This window comes from Kitasatospora sp. NPDC085895 (assembly GCF_040702125.1).
In the GTDB taxonomy this organism is placed as follows: domain Bacteria; phylum Actinomycetota; class Actinomycetes; order Streptomycetales; family Streptomycetaceae; genus Kitasatospora; species Kitasatospora arboriphila.
On the sequence record NZ_JBFBJY010000028.1, the window covers coordinates 1 to 21796 of the forward strand.

Genomic DNA, 21796 nt, shown 5'->3' on the forward strand with positions numbered 1-21796 from the left:
GGCCGTCGGCGACGCTGTGGCCGAGCGCGGTGGCGGTCTCCGCGTAGCCGAGGACGACCGCCCGGGCGGCGTCCTCGGGGCCGAGCAGCTCGCGGCGCAGGTCGCGCAGCAGCTTGGCGACGTGGCCGGTGGCCTTGACGTTGTAGAGCGCGTGCTCGACCTTGCCCTCCTCGTCGACGACGACGGTGGAGCGGATCACGCCGACCACGGTCTTGCCGTACAGCTTCTTCTCGCCGTACGCGCCGTACGCCTCCAGCACCGACCTGTCCTCGTCCGCGACCAGGGTGACCCGGAGGTTCTCCTTCTCGCGGAACGTGCCGAGCTTCTCCGGCTTGTCGGGGGAGACGCCGATGACGTCGTAGCCGGCGCCGGCGAAGACCTCCAGGTTGTCGGTGAAGTCGCAGGCCTGGGTGGTGCAGCCGGGGGTGAGGGCGGCCGGGTAGAAGTACACGATCACCTTGCGGCCGAGGTGGTCGGCGAGGGACACCTGGTTGCCGTCGGCGTCGGGCAGGGTGAAGGCGGGGGCGGTGTCGCCCGCCTTGAGGCGCTCGCTCACGGTGGATCTCTCCTCGTGCTGGACGGGTGGTCGTACCCCGGCAAACCTACCCCGCTCGGTGGGTGGCGCTGCGCGGCGCGTGGGGGGAGCTGACAGACTGTGCGTGTCGCACAGGACAGCATCAGTGATTGGGGTGGCTCTCGTGGCCCAGGCGAGCAAGGACAAGTCGGCGCGAACGACGGCCCAGATCGAGGCGGACATCGCGCAGGCCCGTGAGCGGCTCGCGTCGACGCTGGACGAGCTGGCGATGCGGGTGCACCCCGCGACGGTCGCGGCGCAGACCAGGGCGCGGATGCTCGGCGCCGTCGAGCAGAAGGTCGGCCGGGCGTACGTGGCGGCGAGCGGGACGCTGGAGCAGGTCAAGGCCGGTTTCACGGACGAGAAGGGCCGGCCGCGGCCGGAGCGGGTGGTGCCGGCGGCGCTGGTCGGTGTCGGCGTGGTGCTGCTGCTGGCCTCGGCCCGCAAGCGGCGGCGCGGCTGAGTCAGGCCGGTCGGGGCCGGGGCGCTGCGGCGTCCCGGCCCTTTCCGTGTCCGTTCCGGATGGCGGGCACCTGCGGGCCCCGCCGTGCACCCGCGGGCCGTCGGGCGGGTACGGTCGGGTGCGTGAGCAAGAACGACGAGCAGAGCGCGCGGCACGAGGAGCCCCGGCACGACCGGCTGGGGGAGAAGCTGCCGATCAGGATGTTGCACGACCGGGTGCTGGTGAGGGCGGACGCGGGCGAAGGCGAGCGGCGCTCCACCGGCGGCATCCTCATCCCGGCGACGGCGGAGCTGTCCCGGCGCTGCGCCTGGGCCGAGGCGGTGGCGGTCGGCCAGAGCGTGCGGACGGTGGAGCCGGGCGACCGGGTGCTGTACGACCCGGAGGACAAGCTGGAGGTCGAGGTCCGCGGGGCGACGTACGTGCTGCTGCGCGAGCGCGACCTGCACGCGGTGGCGGCCGAGCGGCTGTCCGGCGCGGAGGGGTCGACCGGCCTCTACCTGTGAGCTCCGTGGGCGGGTGAGCCCCGCGGGCACGTGGGCGACGCCCCGGACCGCGTGTGCGGTCCGGGGCGTCGTGGTGCCGGGCGGGGCGGTTCAGGGCCGGGGTGCGGGTGGCGGTCCAGGGGCGGGTGCGGGGGCCGCGGCGGGCCGGGCGGCCGCGGGGCGCTTGACGGCGGGCGCCTTGGGCTTGGGCTTCGGTTGCGGCTTGGGCTTCGGCTTGGGCTTGGGTTTGGGCGCGGCGGGGGGCTGGGGGCTGGGCGTGGGCGGTTCGGTGTTGCCGGGGCCGGGTTGCAGGTCGAACTGGCCGACCGGGCTGCCGCCGAGCGCGGCGCCCATGTAGGAGGTCCAGATCCGGGCGGGGAAGGTGCCGCCGTTGACCCGCTCGTAGCCGGCGGTGCCGGCCAGCGACTCCTTGGCGTGGGTCTTCTTGTCCTCGCGGAACAGGCCGACCACCGTGGCGAGTTCGGGAGTGTAGCCGGCGAACCAGGCGGAGCGGTTGTCGTCGGTGGTGCCGGTCTTGCCGGCGGCGGGCCGGCCGAGGGCCTGGGCGGTGGCGCCGGTGCCGCGCGGGCCGACGGTGTCGCGCAGGACGTCGGTGACGGCGTCGGCGCTGGTGCGGCTGACGGCGGTGGTGGCGTCGTGGGCGGGCAGCGCGGGCCGGTCGCCGGTGCCGGGGCGTTCCAGGGCGGTGACGGCCCAGGGGCGGAAGGCCTGGCCGTGGTTGGCGAGGGCGGCGTAGACGGCGGCGAGGTCGAGGGCGCTGGGGGTGGCGGTGCCGAGCGTCATCGAGCTGTGGTCGGGGTCCATGCCCTGGAGGCTGTCGGGCAGGCCGAGGCGGATCGCGGTGCGGCGGACGTTGTCGAGTCCGGCGTCGATGCCGAGTTGGGCGTAGACGGAGTTGACCGAGCGCACCATGGCTTCGCGCAGGGTGATCTGGCCGTGGTTCTCGTTGTCCTCGTTGGGCGGGGCGTAGGGGGTGGGGCCGCCGACGACGAGCCGGCCGCTGGTGCCGTCGTACGGGGTCTGGGTGGTGATGGGTTTGCCGTCCTGGGTGGTGCGGTCGCCCTCCAGGGCGGCGGCGAGGTCGATGGGCTTGAAGGTGGAGCCGACCTGGTTGTCCTGGCGGAGGGCGTCGTTGTAGGGCTGGACGGCGTAGTCGGGGCCGCCGTAGGCGGCGACGATGCGGCCGGTGCCGGGTTCGACGGAGGCGCCGGCGACGCGGACGTCGGTGTCGGTGCGGGGGCGCTTGACGGGGTCGAGTTCGGCGGTGAGTTCCTGCTTGACGGCGTTGACGAAGGCGTCCTGGCGGTTCTTGTCGAAGGTGGTGGTGATCCGCCAGCCGCCGGCCTTGAGGGTGGCGGTGTCGAGGACGCCGGTCTGGGTGAGCCAGTCGTCGGCGATGTCGACGAGGTAGCCGGCCTGCCCTTCGAGTCCGCCCGCGGGCTGCGGGTCGAGGACCTCGGGGAAGGTGGTCGCGGCGCGGGTGGCCTGGTCGAGGAGGCCGAGCGAGACCATGCCGTCGAGGACGTAGTTCCAGCGGGCGACGGCCTTCTCGCGGTTGGCGGGGGAGGCGGTCTTCACGTCGTAGGCGCTGGGGGCCTGCAGCAGGGCGGCGAGGTAGGCGCCCTGGGCGAGGTCGAGGTGGGCGGCGTCGGTGCCGAAGTAGGCGCGGGCGGCGGTCTGGATGCCGTAGGCGCTGCGGCCGAAGTAGCTGGTGTTGAGGTAGCCGGCGAGGATCTCGTCCTTGCTGTCCTGGCGGTCGACCTTGAGCGAGATGAAGAGTTCGCGGGCCTTGCGGCTGAGGGTCTGTTCCTGCGTCAGGTAGTAGTTCTTGACGTACTGCTGGGTGATGGTGGAGCCGCCCTGGAAGGCACGGCCGCCCTGGCCGAGGTGGCTGACGTTCTGCCAGGCGGCGCGGACCATGCCCTTGAGGTCGATGCCGCGGTTGCGGAAGAAGGTGCGGTCCTCGGCGGAGACGACGGCGTCGCGGACGTGCACGGGGACCTGGTCCAGGGCGACGTCCTCGCGGTTGACTGCGCCGGTGCGGGCGATCTCGGTGGTGCCGTCGGCGTAGTAGTACACGTTGCTCTGGGCGAGGGCGTGCGCGTTGGGGTCGGGGACGGGCACGGCCAGGTAGAGCGCGGCGAAGGCGCCGGTGGAGAGCAGCAGTCCGCCGCCGAGCAGGGTCAGCGAGGTCCGCCAGGTGGGGACGGTGCGGCGCCAGCGGGGGAGGCTGCGGCGGTGGTCGCGGCGGGCGCGGCGGCGCAGCCGGCGGCGGTCGCGGCGGGTGCCGGGTGCGCCGGGGGGCGTGCCGGGTCCGTCGGGCCGGTCGTTCTCGCGGTCGGGGCGGCGCGGGCCGGGGGCCCGGCCGGGGGCCGGTGCGGGTGCGGGCCGGGCGGGGGCGTCGGGGGCCGCGGCGGTGCCCCGTTGGGCGGGCGGATCGGCGCGCGTGGCGGTGTCCTGCCCGGGGCGGTGGTGGCCTTTGCCCGCCGGGTTGTTGGCTCGCTGCGCTCGGGTCATGGGGCGATTATGGGCGATTTGATCCGTAATCAGGTGTTTTGGCCGGTCGGTTCGGGCGTGCCGGAATTCGCCTGCGCGGGCTCGCGGCCGGCGCTACGGTGAAAGGTGACAACCGCAGACCGCTGAGACGCCGCTCAGCTCCGCCCGCCGCTCCGGACCCCCGGGGTGCGCCCGGTCGGAGCCGATCGGGGCTGCCCGCACGCCCGCGTGCGGGCCGTTCGGCGTGCGCCCGTACCGGTCCGTGCACGACTGCGGGCCGAAAAGTCGACAAGGAGACATCATGGCGATGGCAGTGCAGACCGGACGACGGGAAGGGGGCGGCACGGCGGTCCACCTCGCGGTGGCCGCCGGCGCCTTCCGCCGCTACGCCACCTACCGCGCCGCGACCCTCGCCGGCACCGTCACCAACACCGTCTTCGGCTTCATCCTCGCCTACACCTTCCTCGCCCTGTGGCAGGCCCGCCCCGGCCTCGGCGGCTACGACACCGCCCAGGCCGTCACCTACATCTGGATCAGCCAGGCACTGCTCGTCACCGTCGCCGTCTGGGGCGGCGGCTTCCAGGACGACGTCCAGGAACGCCTGCGGACCGGCGACATCGCCGTCGACCTGCACCGCCCGGTCGACTTCCAGGGCTGGTGGCTCGCCACCGACCTCGGCCGCGCCGCCTTCCACCTGCTCGCCCGCGGCACCCTGCCGACCCTCGCCGGCGCCCTCGCCTTCCACCTCCGGCTGCCCGCCTCGCCGCTGGTGTGGGCGGTCTTCCTGATCTCCGTCGCGCTCGCCGTCACCGTCAGCTTCGGCCTGCGCTTCCTGGTCGTGCTGACCGGCTTCTGGCTGCACGACTCCGACGGGGTGCGGGCCGTCGTGCTGGTCGTCGCGATGTTCCTCTCCGGCATGCTGCTGCCGATCGGGCTCTTCCCCGGCTGGCTCGGCAGCCTCGCCGCCGCCCTGCCCTGGGCCGCGGTGATCCAGACCCCGGTCGACATCCTCGTCCAGCACCGCACCGGCGCCGCCGCGGCCACCGGGATCGCCGGCCAGCTCGCCTGGGCCGTCGTCCTCCTCGCCGCCGGACGGCTCACCCTCGCGCTCGCCGTGCGCAAGGTGGTGGTGCAGGGTGGCTGAGCTCCTCCTCGCCGAGCGCCCGGGCCGCGGGGCCGTCCGCGCCGGGTGGGCGCGCGCCTGCTGGGCCGTCCGCGCCTGGTGGCTGATGGCCGGCATGTGGACGCGGTCCTCGATGTCCTACCGGACCTCCTTCGTCCTCATGCTCCTCGCCAACCTCGCCACCACCTCCCTCGACTTCCTCGTCGTCGTCCTGATGTTCCGCCACACCCGCACCCTCGGCGGCTGGACCCTGCCCGAACTCGGCTTCCTCTACGGCACCTCGGCCTTCGCCCTCGGCACCGCCAACCTCTTCGTCGGCTCCGTCGACGCGCTCGGCAACCGGATCCGCACCGGCACCCTCGACACCATGCTGGTCCGGCCCGCCCCGGCCCTCGCCCAGGTCTGCGCCGAACGCTTCTCGCTGCGCCGCCTCGGCCGGCCCCTCCAGGCCGCCGCCGTCCTCGGCTGGTCGCTCACCGCACTGCCCGTGCACTGGACGGCCGACCGGATCCTGCTCGTCCCGGTGCTGCTGCTCTGCGGCAGCGTCATCTTCGCGAGCATCTTCGTCGCCGGCGCCACCCTGCAGTTCTGGTGGGGCGACGCCGGCGAACTCCAGCACTCCCTCACCTACGGCGGCGCCACCCTGCTCCAGTACCCGCCCACCGTCTTCGCCAAGGAACTCGTCGCCGGCACCGTCTTCGGCGTCCCGCTGGCCTTCGTCAACTGGCTGCCCGCACTGCACGTCCTCGGCCGACCCGACCCGCTCGGCCTGCCCGCCGCCTTCCAGTACGCCTCGCCCGTCGCGGCCGCGCTCTGCGTGCTCGCCGCCGCCCTCACCTGGCGGGCCGGACTGCGCGCCTACCAGGGCGCCGGCAGCTGAACCGGCCCCCGAACCGACCCGGCAGCCGGACCGGCCCGCCGGGCCCACCACCCCGCCGGGCCCACCACCCCGCCGGGCCCACCACCCCGCCGAGCAGAAGCCGAGCAGAAGGAGACACCCCGTGGCCCTCATCGAACTCGACGACGTCCGCCGCAGCTTCACCGTCCGCACCCGCGCCGGCCGCTTCCGCCGCGCCCGGCGCGAGGTGCACGCCGTCGACGGCCTCAGCTTCACCGTCGGCGCCGGCGAGTGCGTCGGCTACATCGGCCCCAACGGCGCCGGCAAGTCCACCACCGTCAAGATGCTCACCGGCATCCTCGTCCCCAGCTCCGGCCGGCTCCGCGTCGCCGGCGTCGACCCCGCCCGCGACCGCACCGCCCTCGCCCGCCGGATCGGCGTCGTCTTCGGCCAGCGCACCACGCTCTGGTGGGACCTCCCGCTGCGCGACTCCTACGAACTCGCCCGCCGCATCCACCGCATCCCCGACGCCCGCTACCGCGCCAACCTCGACCGCTGCGTCGACCTGCTCGACCTCGGTGCCCTCCTCGACACCCCCGTCCGGCAGCTCTCGCTCGGCCAGCGGATGCGCGGCGACCTCGCCGCCGCCCTGCTCCACGACCCCGAGGTGCTCTACCTCGACGAGCCGACCATCGGCCTCGACGTGGTCAGCAAGGCCAAGGTCCGGGCCTTCCTCAAGGAGGCCCACCGGGGCCGCGGCACCACCGTGCTGCTCACCACCCACGACCTCGTCGACATCGAGCAGCTCTGCGACCGGGTCATGGTGATCGACCACGGCCGGCTCGTCCACGACGGCGACCTCGACGGCCTGCACGCCGCCGGCGACAGCGAACGGACCCTGGTCGTCGACCTCGCCGAGGCGCGGCCGCCGATCCTGGTGCCCGGCGCCCGCACCGTCCGGGTCGACGGGCCCCGCCAGTGGCTGGCCTTCCCCGCCCGGGAGAGCGCCGCGCCGATCGTCGCCGCGGTCGCCGCCCGCTACCCGCTGGCCGACCTCTCGGTCCGCGAACCCGCCATCGAGGACGTCATCGCCCGGATGTACGCGGGCGCCGTCATCGGCTGAGCCGCCCGGCCCCGCCGGCCCCGCCGTCCCGATCACGCCGCCCGGCCCGGTGTCGTGATCAGGACGGCGGGCGCGGGGCAGACTGTCGGGGTGAGCGTCGAACAGAGAACCGGAACGGCCTCCCGACCTCCCACCGGGGTCAGCTTCACCGAGGCCGACGAGCGCAAGCGCCGCGGCGTACGGCGGATGAAGACCATCGCCACCGGCCTGCTGGCGTTCGCCACCGTCGTCTTCGCCCTGGCCACCTGGGCCTCCGCCGCCGGGGCCGGGGCCTGGGCGGGCTACGTCGCGGCCGCCGCCGAGGCCGGCATGGTCGGCGCGCTCGCCGACTGGTTCGCGGTGACCGCGCTGTTCCGCCGCCCGTTCGGCCTGCCGATCCCGCACACCGCGATCATCCCGACCAAGAAGGACGCCTTCGGCAAGTCGCTCGGCGACTTCGTCGGCGACAACTTCCTCTCCCCGCCGGTCGTCCGTGCCCGTCTGGAGGCCATCGGCATCTCCCGCCGGCTCGGCGAGTGGCTGGCCGCCCCCGGCAGCGCCGAACGCGTCACCCGGGAGGCCGCCGCCGCACTGCGCGGCGTCATCGCCGTGCTCCGCGACGAGGACGTGCAGGCGGTCGTCGCCGAGGCCGTCACCCGCCGGGCCGCCGCCACCCCCGTCGCGGAACCGGCCGGCCGGCTGCTCGGCAAGGTCGTCGCCGACGGCGGCCACCACGGCGTGGTCGACCTGGTCAGCGTCCGCGTCCACCACTGGCTCGCCGAGCACCACGAGGACATCGTCGAACGGGTCACCCGCAAGACGCCCGGCTGGACGCCCAAGTTCATCGACCACCAGGTCGGCGAACGCGTCTACAAGGAGCTGATGCGGTTCGTCACCGACATCCGCGACGACCCGCAGCACCCCGCCCGCGGCGCCATCGACAACTTCCTCGCCGACTTCGCCACCGAGCTGCAGCACGACCCCGACACCATCGCCCGGGTCGAGCACGCCAAGGCCGACCTGCTGGAACGGCCCGAGGTGCAGGACCTCATCGCCTCCTCCTGGGCCGCCGTGCGCACCCTCGTCCTCGGTGCCGCGGAGGACGAGCAGAGCGAGCTGCGCCGCCGGCTGCGCGACGCGCTGCGCTCGCTCGGCCGCCGGCTCGCCACCGACCCGAAGCTGCAGGCCAAGGCCGACGGCTGGCTGCAGGACGCCGCCGAGTACGTCGTCGAGACCTACCGCGAGGAGATCACCGCGCTGATCTCCGACACCGTCGCCGGCTGGGACGCCGACGACGCCTCCCGCAAGATCGAGGCCAACGTCGGCCGCGACCTGCAGTTCATCCGGATCAACGGCACGGTCGTCGGCGCCGCCGCGGGGCTGGTGATCCACACCGTCGCGGTGGCCCTCGGCGGATAGCATGCAGAGTCAGTCGGACCCGTGAAGGAGCGTGTGTGGTGACCGAGGGCAGCAACCCGATCGAGGCGTTCATCGCCGGCATGCCGAAGGCCGAGCTCCACGTGCACCACGTCGGCTCCGCCTCCCCGCGGGTCGTCGCCGAGCTCGCCGCCCGCCACGAGGGCCGCACCAAGGTGCCCGCCGACCCGGCGGCGCTCGCCGAGTACTTCACCTTCACCGACTTCGCGCACTTCATCGAGGTGTACCTGAGCGTCGTCGACCTGATCCGCGACGCCGAGGACGTCCGCGCCCTCACCTACGGCGTCGCCGAGGACATGGCCCGCCAGCACATCCGCTACGCCGAGCTCACCATCACCCCGTACTCCTCGGTGAACCGCGGCATCCCCGACGTCGCCTTCATGGAGGCCATCGAGGACGCCCGCAAGGCCGCCGAGAAGGAGCTCGGCGTCGTGCTGCGCTGGTGCTTCGACATCCCCGGCGAGGCCGGCCTCGCCGCCGCCGAGGAGACCGCCCGGCTCGCCGTCGACCTCGCCCCCGAGGGCCTGGTCAGCTTCGGCCTCGGCGGCCCGGAGATCGGCGTGCCCCGCCCCCAGTTCAAGCCCTACTTCGACCGCGCCCGGGCGGCCGGCCTGCGCAGCGTCCCGCACGCCGGCGAGACCACCGGCCCGCAGACCGTCTGGGACGCCCTGCGCGACCTCGGCGCGGAGCGGATCGGCCACGGCACCCAGGCCGTCCAGGACCGGGCGCTGCTCGACCACCTCGGCGAGCACCGGATCGCGCTGGAGGTCTGCCCGACCTCCAACATCGCCACCCGCGCCGTCGAACGGATCGAGGAGCACCCGATCAAGCAGATGGTCGACGCCGGACTGCTCGTCACCGTCAACAGCGACGACCCGCCGATGTTCGGCACCGACCTCAACACCGAGTACGCCGTCGCCGCCCGGCTGCTCGACCTCGACGAGGCCGGCGTCGCCGCGCTCGCCAAGAACGCCGTCGAGGCCTCCTTCCTCGACCAGGGCGGCAAGGCCCGGCTCGCCGCCGAGATCGACACCCACCTGGCCGCCTGGCGGCGCTGACCGGGCCCCGCCACGCGTGGCACGACCCCGGTCCGGCGAGAAGCCGGGCCGGGGTCCGCCGTTCCGGGCGGGGGAGCGCCGATGGCGGGAACAGGACGCCCGGGCGGGGATGTTGTGAGTGTCCGGTGACAAGTGCGTACCGATGGCCGCCGAGGGTCCGTACCCCCTGACGGCCCGTCCGTACGGGCCGCTATGTTACGGGTGGGGGTTGCTGCCGCCCGTCGGTGCGCACGACCGACCGGACGGTGACGGACCCTGATTGCCGGGGGCGAGAGAGATGTGGTGGAACGGCTGGCCGCGGCGGGCCGGCCGGACACGGGGGAGGTTTCAACGATGGTGAACGCGGCGGACTCCGGCGGCGGCAGCGGCGGCGGCACGTTCGGCATCTTCTACAACGTCGTGTCGACGGTGACGGCCGCTCAGACCGCGGCGATGGTGGCCCAGTCCCAGGCCCTCGCCGGCCAGGTCGGCGCCCAGGCCGTCAAGGTCGAGGTCGAGAACCTGCAGACCTTCAAGAACAAGGTCGACACGATCCTCAAGGACCTCGACGGCTCGCCCGCGAGCCACGGCGAGGTCTCCCAGCAGCAGCTGCAGTCCTGGCAGCTCGGCCAGAACTTCGGCCAGGCGGGCAGCCTGATGAGCGCCTACGCCACGGTGCACGCCAACCTGGAACAGCTGTCGAAGACGCTCTCCCTGCAGATCGAGGCGATGAGCGCCAGCATCGACATGGCGGCCCGCGGCTACGCCAACGCCGACGAGGAACAGCGCCAGAAGTTCCAGACGATCCTCAACCAGGCGGACCAGCAGACCCAGGTGTCGTCGGCGGCCGGCTACCGGACCGCCGCGGGCGGCGGCACCCAGGCCCGGCCCGCCTCGTACCCGCAGCAGGCCGCCCAGCCGCCCACCGGCACCCAGCAGGGTTCGTACTGATGTCCGCTCCGGCAGCGGAGAGGGGGAGTGAGGCATGACCGAGAAGCGATTCGTCAGGTTCCACCGCGACGGCGACGACTTCGGCGGCGCCAGCCACGAGCAGTTGGTGGCCATGGTCGAGAGCGCCGACCCGGTGGCCGTCATGCAGGTCGGCCAGCGGCTGCTGCTGGCCGCCCAGAAGATGGACGAGATCAGCAACGAGCTGCACGCCCACATGAGCGGCCTCGAGTGGGAGGGTCAGGCGGCCGACAGCTTCAAGACCTGGGGCGGCAACGTCTCCAAGTCCACCATGCAGCTCGCCGACTACTCGCGGAACGCCGGCACCTACATCGCGACCGCCGGCGAGACGCTCGGCGAGGTCAAGCGGAGCATGCCGGACGTGCCGACCTCCGACATGGAGCTCGTCCGCCGGTACGAGGCGCAGCCGAACACCGCGGTCGGCGTCGGCGGCTTCATCGCCGGCGGCATGGCGATGCCCGGCATCGGGAACGTGGTCGGCGGCTGGGCGGCCGACAAGGTCGCCGGCATGGTGGACTCCGACTGGGTCACCCAGGAGCAGGCGCAGGCCGCGCAGCAGCGCGTCGACCAGGCGCACCAGGACGCGATCCAGCAGATGGCCAAGCTGGGGCAGTCCTACGACCAGTCGGTCACCCGGCTGAACTCCGCGCAGCCGCCGGAGTTCCCGGCGGTGCCGGGTGCCGAACGGCGCCAAGACGGACAGAACGTCGAGGTGGGCGGCAGCACCGGCGGCGGCGGAGGTACCGGCGGCTCGGGCCGGCCGGCACAGATGCCCACGTGGACACCGCCGTCCGGCCACCAGACGGTGCCCACGACGCCGCCGGTCCACCAGGTGCCGACCGGGCCAGGCCCGGTGCACACCATGCCGTACCCGAACACCGGCCAGGTGCCGAGCACCGGCATCGACCACGCGCCGACGATGCCGACCTCGCCGACCCTGCCGGGCGGTAACCAGCCCGGTGGTGGCAGCACGCTGCCCGGCGGCGGAAGCCTGCCCGGGGGCGGGAACCTCGGCGGCGGCGGTCTGCCCGGCGGCGGTCTGCCCGGCGGTCTCGGAGGCGGTGGCCTCGGTGGCGGCGGTCTGGGCGGCGGCCGCGGTGGTGCCGGTGGCGGCGGTCTCCCCGGCGGTCGCGGCGGCGGTGGCAACACCGTCGGCGCGGGTCGTGCGGGCGGTACGGCCGGAGCGGGCGGCACCGGAGCCGGGGCCCGGCCCGGTGGTGGTGCGGCCGGCAGCACCCCGGGGACGGGCCAGGCGGGCCGCGCCGGTGCACCCGGCATGGGCGGCATGCCCCACGCCGGAGGCGCGGGCGGTGCGGGCGCCAAGGGCGGTGCCGGCGGCGGCCGCGCGGGCGGCGGCCTGGTGGGCCGGGCCGGCGGTGCGGTCGGTGGACGCCGCGGGCCCGCGGCCGGCGGCGAGTTCACCCAGGGCGGCACCGGTCTGCGCGGCCGGGCCGAGCGGGGCGCGGACGGCCGCTCCGGCCAGGGCGGCTTCGGCGGCGGCCACGGTGCCGGCGGCGCGGGCCGCAAGGACCGCAACCGCGGGAACCGTCCGGACTACCTCGTCGAGGACGAGGACACCTGGACCTCCGGTTCGGGGCCGGTCAACCCCGGCGTGATTGAGTAGGAATCAGGTCGACTGCCCGGCCGCGGGGCCACGAGACGCCCCGCGGCCGGGCAGGTCCGTGCGTCGGGAGGCGCGCCGGGCCGACGGCGACGGTTGACGAGGGAGAGCAGGATGCGGCGAACGGGCACGGCAGTGCGGGGGCGGCGGTTCGCCGCGGTGATGGCGGCGGTGGCCGCGGTCGCGGTCGGGACGGCGGCCGGACCGGCCGCCGCCGTGGACTCGATCCGCGCCCAGCAGTGGTACCTGGACGCCATGCACGCCCCGGACATGTGGAAGACCAGCACCGGCCAGGGCATCACCGTCGCGGTGATCGACAGCGGCGTGAACGCCGCGCACCCGGACCTGGCGGGGCAGGTGTTGCCCGGCAAGGACTTCACCGGAACCGGGAACACCTCGGACTCCACCGGCCACGGCACCGGCATGGCGAGCATCATCGCCGGCACCGGCAAGGGACTGGGCGGCAAGGGCGAGTACGGCCTGGCCCCCGGCACCAAGATCCTGCCGATCAAGGTCAACGACACCTACGGCGGCAAGGTCGAGGCGGAGAACTCCGACCTCGCACAGCTGGGCCAGGCGATCGTCTACGCCTCGGACCAGGGCGCGAAGGTCATCAACATGTCGGTGGGCATCCCGGCGTCGAACCTCAAGCCGGTCGACCTGCAGAAGTTCAAGATCTCGGTGGACCACGCCCTCGCCCGCGGCAGCCTGGTCTTCGCCGCGGTCGGCAACAGCGGAAACACCACCAACCGGGTGGAGTACCCGGGTGCGGCCCCCGGCGTGGTCGGTGTCGCCGCCACCGACAAGGACGGCAAGGCCGTCGCGGTGTCCGAGCACGGCCCGCAGGTCTCCCTGGCCGCGCCGGGCGCCGACATCTACAGCGCTTGCACCGGACCGTCCGGCTACTGCAAGGGCACCGGCACCTCCGACGCCACGGCCGTGGCCTCCGCCTCGGCTGCCCTGCTCTGGGCGGCCCACCCCGACTGGACCAACAACCAGGTCCTGCGCGTGCTGATCAACACCGCCAGCAACCCGAAGGAGCGCAGCGACTTCATCGGCTACGGCGCCGTGCGCCCGCGGATCGCGCTCAGCGACCCGGGCGACCCGGGCGCGGCCGGCGAGTTCCCGCTGAAGGCAGCGGCGGCCGTTGATCCGACCCCGGGTGCGGGCACCGGCGGTGCCACCGCGCCGGGGACGGCACCGGCCCCCGCCGGGTCCTCGCAGGCCGCGGCCGCCCCCTCGGACGGCGGCTCCGGCACGGACCCGCTCGACCTGGTGCTGATGATCATCGGCGGGCTCTTCGGCTTCGCGGTGCTGCTGGTGATCGTCTTCTTGGTGATCGGCCGGCGGAAGAAGGCCGCCGCCGCGGGCGCGGCCCCGGTGCCGCCGCCCGCGCCGTACGGTGCCCAGCCGCCCCACCAGGCGCCGGGCTTCCCCGCCCAGCAGCCGCCCGCCGGCCCCTACGGGCAGCAGCCGCCGGCCGCCCCGTACGGCCAGCAGCCCTCCGCGCCCGGCGGCTACCCGCCGCCGCAGGGGCAGACCCCACCGCCTCCGGGCGGCAACCCCTACGCCCGCTGACGGGCGAGGACAGCACGGCCCCGGGGCCGGCCGCGATCCGCGGCCGGCCCCGCGGCGTTCCCCGGGCTCGGGCCGGCCCGCGGGGCGATCGTCGGCCGAGGTGGCCGTCAGCCGAGGCGGACGACGCTGCCCGTGGCGGCGGAGGTGCGGGCCGCCTCCAGGACGGTGAGCGCGGCGACGGCGTCCCGCGTGTCCACCGGCGGCGGGGTGCCGTCGGCCAGCGAGGCGGCGATGCCGGCGTAGTAGGCGGGGTAGTCGCCGGGATCGGTGGGGATGCGCTCGGCGCCCTCGTCGGTGCCGAGGGTGCCGTACGCGGCTGGGTCGTCGGCGCCCCACGGGTAGCCGTCGCCGGGCGTGCGGCCCGCCCTGAGGTCGCTCTCCTGCGGGTCCATGCCGAACTTCACGTACCCGGCGCGGTCGCCGAGGACGCGCAGCCGGGGGCCGCCGACCGGGGCGACGGCACTCGTCCACAAGTGGGAGCGGACACCGGAGGCGTGGGTGAGGGCCAGGAAGGCGTCGTCGTCGACCACCGCGCCGTCGCGCCGGGTGTCGATCTCCGCGTACACCGACTCGGCCGGGCCGAAGAGCGTGAGCGCCTGGTCGACGAGGTGGCTTCCCAGGTCGTACAGGGTGCCGCCGACCTCGGCCGGGTCGGCGAGCTCCCGCCACCCCGGCTTGGGCTTCGGCCGGAACCGCTCGAAGCGCGACTCGAAGCGGTGCACCCGGCCGAGCGCACCCTCACCGATCAGCCGGCGGGCCGTCAGGAAGTCGCCGTCCCAACGGCGGTTCTGGAAGACCGAGAGCAGCACCCCGGCCCGCTCCGCCGCGTCGCAGAGCCGGGCCGCCTCGACGGCCGAGCCCGCGAGCGGCTTGTCGATCACCGCCGGCAGGCCGGCGGCGACCGCCGCCTCGGCGAGCGGTACGTGGGTGCGGTTGGGGGAGGCGACGACCACCAGGTCGAGGTCCTCCGCCCGGTCGAACAGGTCGGCCGGGGTGTCGAGCGGCTGCGCCCCGGGATGGGCGCGGTGCAGCCGGTCGCGGCGGTCCGGGTTGGCGGTGACCACCGCGACCAGCTGCAGTCCGGGGGTGGTGGCGATCAGCGGGGCGTGGAAGGCGGAACCGGCCAGGCCGTAGCCGATCAGGCCGACGCGGAACGGGGTGCGGGGCGCGCTGGTCATGCGACCCACTCAACCACGGCCGCACCGGCCGGCCGGGTCAGCGCGCGTGCGTGCCGCGGGCGCGGTTGCGGCGGCGCAGCACGGCCATCGCGGCGCCGGAGAGCACGAACGCCGTGCCGACGGCGGCGATCAGCCCGGTGGAACGGTCGGTGCCGGTCTGGGCGAGCTGCTGCCCGGCCGGGACGGCGTCCGTGACGGCGGGCGTCCCGGAGGCCGCCGGGGTGCCGGTGCCGGTGGCCGAGGGGGTGCCCTGCCCGGTGCCGGCGGGGGAACCGGTCGCCGCGGCGGGTACGGCGACGGGTGCGACGGCGCTCGTGCCGGTGCCGGTGGCCGGGGTGGCGGCGGAGTCGTGGACGTGCGGGGTGCCGCTGCCCGCGGGCGGGACGGGGGCCGTGCCAGCGGTCTTGCCGCTGCCGTCGAAGACCACGTCGGAGCAGGAGTAGAACGCCTCCGGGCTGTCCGAACGCTGCCAGATCGCGTACACCAGCTGGCGCCCCTTCAGCCCCGCCGGGATCCGACCGGGCAGCACGTACTGGCCGTCGACCAGCTGCGGGTCGGTGACCGTCAGGAACGGGGTGGACTGCAGGTTCGACCAGGCGAGCGGCTTGGCCGGGTCGTACGTGCCGTTGGTGACGTACAGCCGGAAGGTGCCGCGGTGCGGCGCGGTGGCGCGGTACCGGAAGGTGAACGGCGAGCCGGCCGTCAGGTTGGTGGCCGGCCAGTCCGCGCGGGGCAGGTCCAGGCCGGCGAACTCGGCGTTGTCGGCGCTGCACAGCTTGCCGTCCGGGATCAGCTGCTGGTGGCGGCCGTTGGCGTCACCGATCCGCACACCGTTCCAGTCGTACATCGCCTGGGTGCCGCCGCGGGCGATCGCCGCCGCGCAGGCCGCGGACTTCGGGTGCTCCGGGCCCTCCAGGTAGCAGCCCTCGACCCGGCTCAGCGGGTTCTGCATCGAGCCGTGCGCGGCGGCCGTGCCGGTGCCGAGCGTGCCGGACAGGGCCAGGCCGGCGAGGGTGCCGGCGAGGACGGTGACCCGGCGGCGGGCGGAGGGACGAGCGGACATGGCGGCGCTCCAGGATCGAGGGTCGGGGACGCTGTGCCAGCACGCTAACCACTGCCGATGGCCGGATTGACGGGTGATCAGTGCTGTTATGGGGTCTTTAAGGCGTTCTTGAGGCGGCAGGCCCGGGGTCCTGCGGCTGGCCGGCGGATGCCGTAGCGGCGTCCGGCGGGGCCGGCGCGGGTCGGGGCGGGCCAGGAACGGGCCGGAGCGGGCCGCAGCCGAGTCCGCTGGTCGGGACGTCCTCCCCGCCGGGCAGGTGTGCGGATTAGGCTGGTCGTGTTGGGGCAGCCAGTAGGACCCCCACACGTCGCGGAGGGCCCGCAGCGGGCACCGGGCGGAGGGGTGCAGTTCCGTACGACCACCGCACGACCTCGGGAGACACGCACGTGGCAGACCGCAAGCCCATCGAGTCCTGGCTGACCGACATGGACGGCGTCCTCATCCATGAGGGCACGCCGATCCCCGGCGCGGAGGAGTTCCTCCGCCGTCTGCGGGAGTCCGGCAAGCCGTTCCTGGTGCTCACCAACAACTCGATCTACACCCCGCGCGACCTCAGCGCCCGTCTCGCCGGCATGGGCCTGGAGGTGCCGGAGGAATGCATCTGGACCTCCGCCCTCGCCACCGCCAAGTTCCTCAAGAGCCAGCGGCCCGGTGGCACCGCGTACGTCATCGGCGAGGCCGGCCTCACCACCGCGCTCTACCAGGCCGGCTACGTGCTGACCGACAAGGACCCGGACTACGTGGTGCTCGGCGAGACCCGCACCTACAGCTTCGAGGCGCTCACCAAGGCGATCCGCCTGATCAACGGCGGCGCCCGCTTCATCTGCACCAACCCCGACGAGACCGGCCCGTCCACCGAGGGCGTGCTCCCGGCCACCGGCTCCGTCGCCGCCCTCATCACCAAGGCCACCGGCGTCGAGCCCTACTTCGTCGGCAAGCCCAACCCGCTGATGATGCGTGAGGCGCTCAACACCGCCGGGGCGCACTCGGAGACCGCCGCGATGATCGGCGACCGGATGGACACCGACGTGGTCTCCGGCATGGAGGCCGGCATGGAGACGATCCTCGTCCTGACCGGCCTCACCTCGCCGGCCGACGTCGAACGCTTCCCGTACCGGCCGACGCGCGTCGTGAAGTCGATCGCCGACCTGATCGACGAGATCTGACCGTCGGGGACAGTCGCAGCGCCCCTACCAGCGGGTTTCCGCCGGTAGGGGCGCTGCGTTCGCTCGCCGGGCCGTCTACGGGACGTCAGCGGACCGAGTCGTGGGTGCGTCAACGACACTCTGCTGCGGTGATGCGGCGTCACCACCGCCTGGTGCGGCCCCATCGCCCCGGGACCGGTGCGCCGTGCACGAAGGCGCTGTGCCATGATCCTCGCGCCGCTCCGCCGCGACCGGCCACTGTGCTCCTCACGGAAGACCCGAGGCACCCCATGTCACAACGCCGTCTCCCCCTGTACGCCCGCGCCGCAGCGGTCGTCACCACCGTGACCGCCGCAGCCCTGGGCGGCCTCGTCCTGCCCGCCCACGCCGACACCGTGACGGCCGTCGAGAACGACCTCAACGGCGACGGTCACACCGACCTGGTTGTGGTGGGCAACCAGGCCTCGCTCGACGCTGGTCTCTGGCTGACCGACGGTGCGGCGGGCGGAAACCTCACCGGCACCGCGACCGACATCGGAGTCAACGGTCTGGGTGCGAGCGGCAGCAGCCCGGCCGACTACAACGGCCGCCAGGTGATCGTCGGGCACTTCCGCACCGGTGCCGGCCCCAACGACGTCCTGATCTACGACCCGGCCACGGGATCCGGCACGGTGATCTACGGCACTGGAGACGGATCTCCTCTGAACCCGCTGAGCGGCATCGGCGTCCCCTCGGTCGCATTCATGTCGCCCGTCACTGGCGCACTGCCCACGTCCATAGCCAATGCCGGCCAGCTCTACACCACCGCCGCCCAGGGCGAGCCGAACCCCCTCCCGTCGCTACTGAGCGTCCTCGACGGCGCGCTGTGGCTGCAGCCCACCGGTGCGGCGCCTGGTGCATTCTTCCCGCCCGAGCTGGTCCTCACCGAGACCAACCCCACCGGCAGCGGCACCTGGAGCGGCTGGAGCATCACGACCGCCCTTGTCGACAACATGCCGGCCCTGTTCGCCCGCTCCGAGACGGGTGGCCAGCTGTACTACTACAGCCCCGCGGCCCTGCTCGACATGACCCTCGGCACCCCCGCCACACCGGTCCTTGTCGCCGCTGAGGGTTGGGACGCTGCTGCGAAGCCGCTGGTCCAGGCCGCTGACGTCGATCAGGACGGCACCGTGGACCTCCGCGCCGTCGACGCCTCCGGCAACGCCACCACCTATCGCTTCGACGGGACGGCCCTCACCGCCCTGGGCACCCACAACCTGCTCACCGGCGCCGACACCGTCCCCGGCGGCACCCCGACGGCCACTCCCACCCCCACGGCCACTCCCACCCCCACGGCCACTCCCACCCCGACTCCGACCGGCCCCAAGCGTCACCCGCACCCGACGAAGTCGCGCCAGCACTGACGGCCCATTGGTCCTACGGCTGGTTACGGCTGAGGCAGTAGAGCATAGGGACCGTCGGCTCCGTTCTGACCGTCAGAAATTCCCACAGCGCCCCTACCAGCGGGTTTTCCACCGATAGGGGCGCTGTGCTTGCCATCTGGCCGTCTCCGGGACGTCAGCGGCCAGAGCCGTGGCCGAACACCGCGTTCACGGCCTCCCGAGTGCGCTTCCGGCTGCTCGGCATCAGGCTGTGTAGATCCTCGGCGGGAACCCGGGGTTCGCGTGACCCAGGGGATGCACCATGCCCAAGCCCGGAGAACCGGCAATCCGGCAGGATGTGCCTCATGACAGCAGAGCAGGGGCCCCGTGCCAGCCACACCGTGACAACGCACTCCGACGGCGTCTCGCGCGTGTTCGGCCGGGAAGAGAACGCACAGATCAGCGTTCGGAAGGCCGGCGCCGAGGTCGTCATTGCAGCCAATGCCGCCGGGCTTCGAACCCTCGCTCGCCACCTCCTGACGCTTGCCGAGGGCGGCACGCCCGACGGTAGCCACCTGCACCTTGAAGACGGCAACGGGCTCGAGGCAGGTTCGGTCAGCTTGATCCTGGAGCGGGACGACGAGTAGTGCGCGTCTGACCTGAAGGCCGCGCCCCGCTTGGCTGTGCCAGCCCCTGTCCGGCTAGGCCCCCCGAGGGAGAGGGTACGGAGTCACCACTTGTATGGGCCGTGCTGATCATTGTTGGCCTTGTCGCAGTGGGATCGCTCGTCGTGATCGGAGCCGCTTGCGTGTTCCTGGTCAATCACTGGCGGAGTCGCGGGTCCTCATAGGCGGCCGGCCGGGCCGTCCGTGGGCCGTCCGAGGCTGGCCAAAACTGACGGCCGGTAGCCCACGGCAACTGATCCGCTGCTGGTCACCGCCGTGTCGCCAGGCAACAGCGCAGCCTGGTTCGGCCGGAAGCCAGACCGGCGAGATCTAGACCGGGTCCGGACCGGATCCGGACGGGGCGCCGCCGCCGCGGGGCCGGCCTTCCCGGGTCGGCCCCGCGGGCGGCGGCGCCGTTCGAGCCCGAGGGGGAGCAGTGGAACGGGCAACCGAAGTGGGAAGACCCCGGACGGAACCGGGGGAGGGGGCCGCGCACGCGGTGGAGACGCCGGGCGGGGCGGAGACACCGGAGGGGGCGCAGCCGCCGGGCGGGGTGGACGAGAAGCGGGTGACCTGGGCGGAGCTCTACTTCGACCTGGTCTTCGTCTTCGCGGTGACGCAGGTGTCCCAGCTGCTGCACCACCACCACGACTGGGCGGGGACGGGCCGGGCGCTGGTGGCCTTCGCGCCGGTCTACTGGTGCTGGGTCGGGACCACCGTGCAGGCCAACGTCCGTGACGTCGACACCCCGCGCGACCGGATCGGGATCTTCGGTGTGGGCCTCTGCGGCCTGTTCATGGCCCTCGCCCTGCCCGGCGCGTACGGCGACGGCGCCCGGGGCCTGCTCTTCGGTGCGGGCTACTGGGCCGCCCGGCTGGTGCTGCTGTGGCTGGTCCGCGGCATCCGCCGGGTCTGGCTCGGCCCGTACGGCGTCGGGGTCGCCGTCAGCGGCCCGCTGGTGCTCCTCGGCGGCATGACGGACGGCCCCGCCCGGACCGCCCTGTGGGCCGCGGGTGCCGCCTGCGACCTGGTCGCGCCGCTGGTCTTCCGCCGCCGCCTGGCCGCCGTGACCTACCACCCCGGCCACCTGCCGGAGCGGTTCGGGCTGTTCCTGCTCGTGGCGCTCGGCGAGTCCATCGTGGGCATCGGCGGACCGGTCGCCGGCTCCGACCTGCACACCGGCCGACTGCTGTCGGTGGCCGTCGCGTTCGCCATCTCCTGCGCCCTGTGGTGGCTCTACTTCGGCTTCGCGTCGGACGCCATGCGGTTCGCCGTCGAGACGGCCGCCTCCCGCCGCGACATGATCCGCTGGGTGTTCTCGTACGGCCACCTGCTGCTGATCGCCGGTGTCATCGCGGTGGCGGTGGGCTTCGGCGAGACCGTCGCCGAACCGGGCCACGCCCTGGGCCTCGGCACCGTCGCGCTGCTGTACGGCGGCTGCGTGCTCTACCTGCTCTCCTTCAGCTACACGCGGTGGATGATGTTCGGCAAGGTCTCGCCGACCCGGCTGGGGGCCGCCGGCCTGGTCCTCGTCCTGCTGCCGCTGATGCCGCACCTGCCGGCCCTCACGGCGCTGACCGCGCTGGCCGTCGTGCTCGTCGGGCTCAACGGGGTCGAGCACGTGCGGGTCCGCCGGGACCGTGCCCGGGCCGGAGCGGAGACCGAGGCGGAGCCCGAGGCGGCCCTCCAGGTCTGAGAGCGCTGCGAGCGCTCAGCACCCCCGGGAGGGACCGGTGCGGATTCCCGGGGGATCCGCCGGGGATCCGGCGGGGAGACGGGTGGGCGGAGCGGGCTGTCGGTAGGGGTGTGTAGCGTTCAGGTCGTAGGAAGTCGTACGTCGGAGGCGACCGCTGCGCAGTGCGGCGCGGTCGGTGGGAGGTTTGTCGTGACGGATCTGGCTGAGACGGCCGCGGGCGCCGGTTTCGAGCTGCCCGAGTCCTGGCAGGACGTGCTCGCGGACGAGGTCGGCAAGCCGTACTTCGCCCAGCTGGCCGCCTTCGTGGCCGGCGAGCGCGCCGAGCACCAGGTCTTCCCGCCGAGCGGGCAGGAGTTCTCCGCGCTGGAGGCGACCCCGTACGACAAGGTCCGCGTGCTGGTCCTCGGTCAGGACCCGTACCACGACGACGGCCAGGCCCACGGCATGAGCTTCTCCGTGCTGCCGGGCACCAAGACCCCGCCGTCGCTGCGCAACATCTTCAAGGAGCTGGAGGCCGACCTCGGCGTCCCCGCCCCCGACAACGGCTACCTGATGCACTGGGCCGAGCAGGGCGTCCTGCTGCTGAACGCGGTGCTGACGGTGCGTGCGCACGAGCCCAACTCGCACAAGGGCAAGGGATGGGAGAAGTTCACCGACGCGGTGATCAAGGCCGTCAGCGAGCGCGAGGAGCCCTGCGTCTTCGTGCTGTGGGGCAACTACGCGAAGAAGAAGCTGCCGCTGATCGACACCGACCGCCACGTCGTCGTGCAGGGCGCCCACCCGTCGCCGCTCTCCGCGAAGCTGTTCTTCGGCAGCAAGCCGTTCTCGCAGATCGACGCCGCCCTGGAGGGCTTCGGTGCCGAGCCGATCGACTGGAAGATCCCGAACCTGAACGACTGATCGGCACGGGAAGGCCGGCCGCGCGCTGTGAGGGCAGCGAGCGGCCG

General features: G+C 73.8%; 18 protein-coding genes and 1 pseudogene. 15 read left to right on the forward strand and 4 right to left on the reverse strand.

Features of this window, described 5'->3' with window-relative positions:
- Positions 1–97 precede the first annotated feature (97 nt).
- Positions 98–556 (reverse strand): annotated as a pseudogene (bcp, locus tag AB0442_RS19020) (thioredoxin-dependent thiol peroxidase); the annotation flags it as partial.
- A gap of 142 nt (positions 557–698) precedes the next feature.
- Between bcp and AB0442_RS19025 the strand changes: the two are divergent.
- The gene (locus AB0442_RS19025) at positions 699–1037 is read left to right on the forward strand and encodes a DUF3618 domain-containing protein (protein WP_363542688.1); all 339 of its coding nucleotides are present in this window, start codon (positions 699–701) and stop codon (positions 1035–1037) included.
- A 200-nt stretch (positions 1038–1237) separates the two neighbouring features.
- Positions 1238–1540, forward strand: coding sequence for a co-chaperone GroES (locus AB0442_RS19030; protein ID WP_366164175.1), 303 nt, complete (start codon positions 1238–1240; stop codon positions 1538–1540).
- Positions 1541–1630: 90 nt separating this feature from the next.
- Here the strand turns inward: AB0442_RS19030 and AB0442_RS19035 are convergent, their stop codons facing one another.
- Complete coding sequence (locus AB0442_RS19035; RefSeq protein WP_366164121.1) at positions 1631–4057, reverse strand: transglycosylase domain-containing protein; 2427 nt, start codon at positions 4055–4057, stop codon at positions 1631–1633.
- A 280-nt stretch (positions 4058–4337) separates the two neighbouring features.
- On the opposite strand from AB0442_RS19035, the gene AB0442_RS19040 reads away from it, so the two are divergent.
- The 8 genes from AB0442_RS19040 (at position 4338) to mycP (ending at position 13741) form a co-directional block, all read left to right on the forward strand.
- Positions 4338–5180, forward strand: a complete 843-nt coding sequence (locus AB0442_RS19040; protein ID WP_366164122.1) for an ABC-2 family transporter protein — start codon at positions 4338–4340, stop codon at positions 5178–5180.
- Complete coding sequence (locus tag AB0442_RS19045; protein ID WP_366164123.1) at positions 5173–6039, forward strand: ABC transporter permease; 867 nt, start codon at positions 5173–5175, stop codon at positions 6037–6039. The genes AB0442_RS19040 and AB0442_RS19045 overlap by 8 nt, the downstream gene beginning before the upstream one ends.
- A gap of 121 nt (positions 6040–6160) precedes the next feature.
- On the forward strand, positions 6161–7120 hold the full coding sequence (locus AB0442_RS19050) for an ATP-binding cassette domain-containing protein (RefSeq protein WP_366164124.1): 960 nt from the start codon (positions 6161–6163) through the stop codon (positions 7118–7120).
- Between the two features lie 90 nt (positions 7121–7210).
- Positions 7211–8518 carry a DUF445 domain-containing protein gene (locus AB0442_RS19055; protein WP_366164125.1) on the forward strand — a complete coding sequence of 436 codons (1308 nt, stop codon included), beginning with the start codon at positions 7211–7213 and terminating at the stop codon, positions 8516–8518.
- A gap of 38 nt (positions 8519–8556) precedes the next feature.
- Positions 8557–9594, forward strand: coding sequence for an adenosine deaminase (locus tag AB0442_RS19060; RefSeq protein ID WP_366164126.1), 1038 nt, complete (start codon positions 8557–8559; stop codon positions 9592–9594).
- A 333-nt stretch (positions 9595–9927) separates the two neighbouring features.
- Positions 9928–10524 (forward strand): hypothetical protein, encoded by a 597-nt coding sequence (locus tag AB0442_RS19065; protein ID WP_366164127.1) that lies wholly within the window; start codon positions 9928–9930, stop codon positions 10522–10524.
- A gap of 34 nt (positions 10525–10558) precedes the next feature.
- The gene (locus tag AB0442_RS19070; protein WP_366164128.1) at positions 10559–12166 is read left to right on the forward strand and encodes a hypothetical protein; all 1608 of its coding nucleotides are present in this window, start codon (positions 10559–10561) and stop codon (positions 12164–12166) included.
- Between the two features lie 111 nt (positions 12167–12277).
- A complete protein-coding gene (mycP, locus tag AB0442_RS19075) occupies positions 12278–13741 on the forward strand; it encodes a type VII secretion-associated serine protease mycosin (RefSeq protein ID WP_366164129.1) in 1464 nt (487 codons plus the stop codon).
- A gap of 107 nt (positions 13742–13848) precedes the next feature.
- Here mycP and AB0442_RS19080 read toward each other — a convergent pair whose 3' ends face one another.
- Positions 13849–14919, reverse strand: a complete 1071-nt coding sequence (locus AB0442_RS19080; protein WP_366164130.1) for a Gfo/Idh/MocA family oxidoreductase — start codon at positions 14917–14919, stop codon at positions 13849–13851.
- Between the two features lie 37 nt (positions 14920–14956).
- Positions 14957–15982 (reverse strand): lytic polysaccharide monooxygenase, encoded by a 1026-nt coding sequence (locus AB0442_RS19085; protein ID WP_366164131.1) that lies wholly within the window; start codon positions 15980–15982, stop codon positions 14957–14959.
- A gap of 386 nt (positions 15983–16368) precedes the next feature.
- Between AB0442_RS19085 and AB0442_RS19090 the strand changes: the two genes are divergently transcribed.
- The 5 genes from AB0442_RS19090 (at position 16369) to AB0442_RS19110 (ending at position 21749) form a co-directional block, all read left to right on the forward strand.
- Positions 16369–17148 carry an HAD-IIA family hydrolase gene (locus tag AB0442_RS19090; protein WP_030275764.1) on the forward strand — a complete coding sequence of 260 codons (780 nt, stop codon included), beginning with the start codon at positions 16369–16371 and terminating at the stop codon, positions 17146–17148.
- Positions 17149–17417: 269 nt separating this feature from the next.
- Positions 17418–18530, forward strand: a complete 1113-nt coding sequence (locus AB0442_RS19095) for a VCBS repeat-containing protein (protein ID WP_366164132.1) — start codon at positions 17418–17420, stop codon at positions 18528–18530.
- A gap of 323 nt (positions 18531–18853) precedes the next feature.
- Entirely contained in the window at positions 18854–19135 is a 282-nt protein-coding gene (locus AB0442_RS19100; RefSeq protein ID WP_366164133.1) for a hypothetical protein, read from the forward strand.
- A gap of 517 nt (positions 19136–19652) precedes the next feature.
- On the forward strand, positions 19653–20849 hold the full coding sequence (locus AB0442_RS19105) for a low temperature requirement protein A (protein ID WP_366164134.1): 1197 nt from the start codon (positions 19653–19655) through the stop codon (positions 20847–20849).
- 189 nt (positions 20850–21038) lie between these two features.
- Positions 21039–21749: a uracil-DNA glycosylase gene (locus AB0442_RS19110; RefSeq protein WP_366164135.1), complete on the forward strand. Its 711-nt coding sequence runs from the start codon at positions 21039–21041 to the stop codon at positions 21747–21749.
- The last annotated feature ends 47 nt before the right edge of the window (positions 21750–21796 follow it).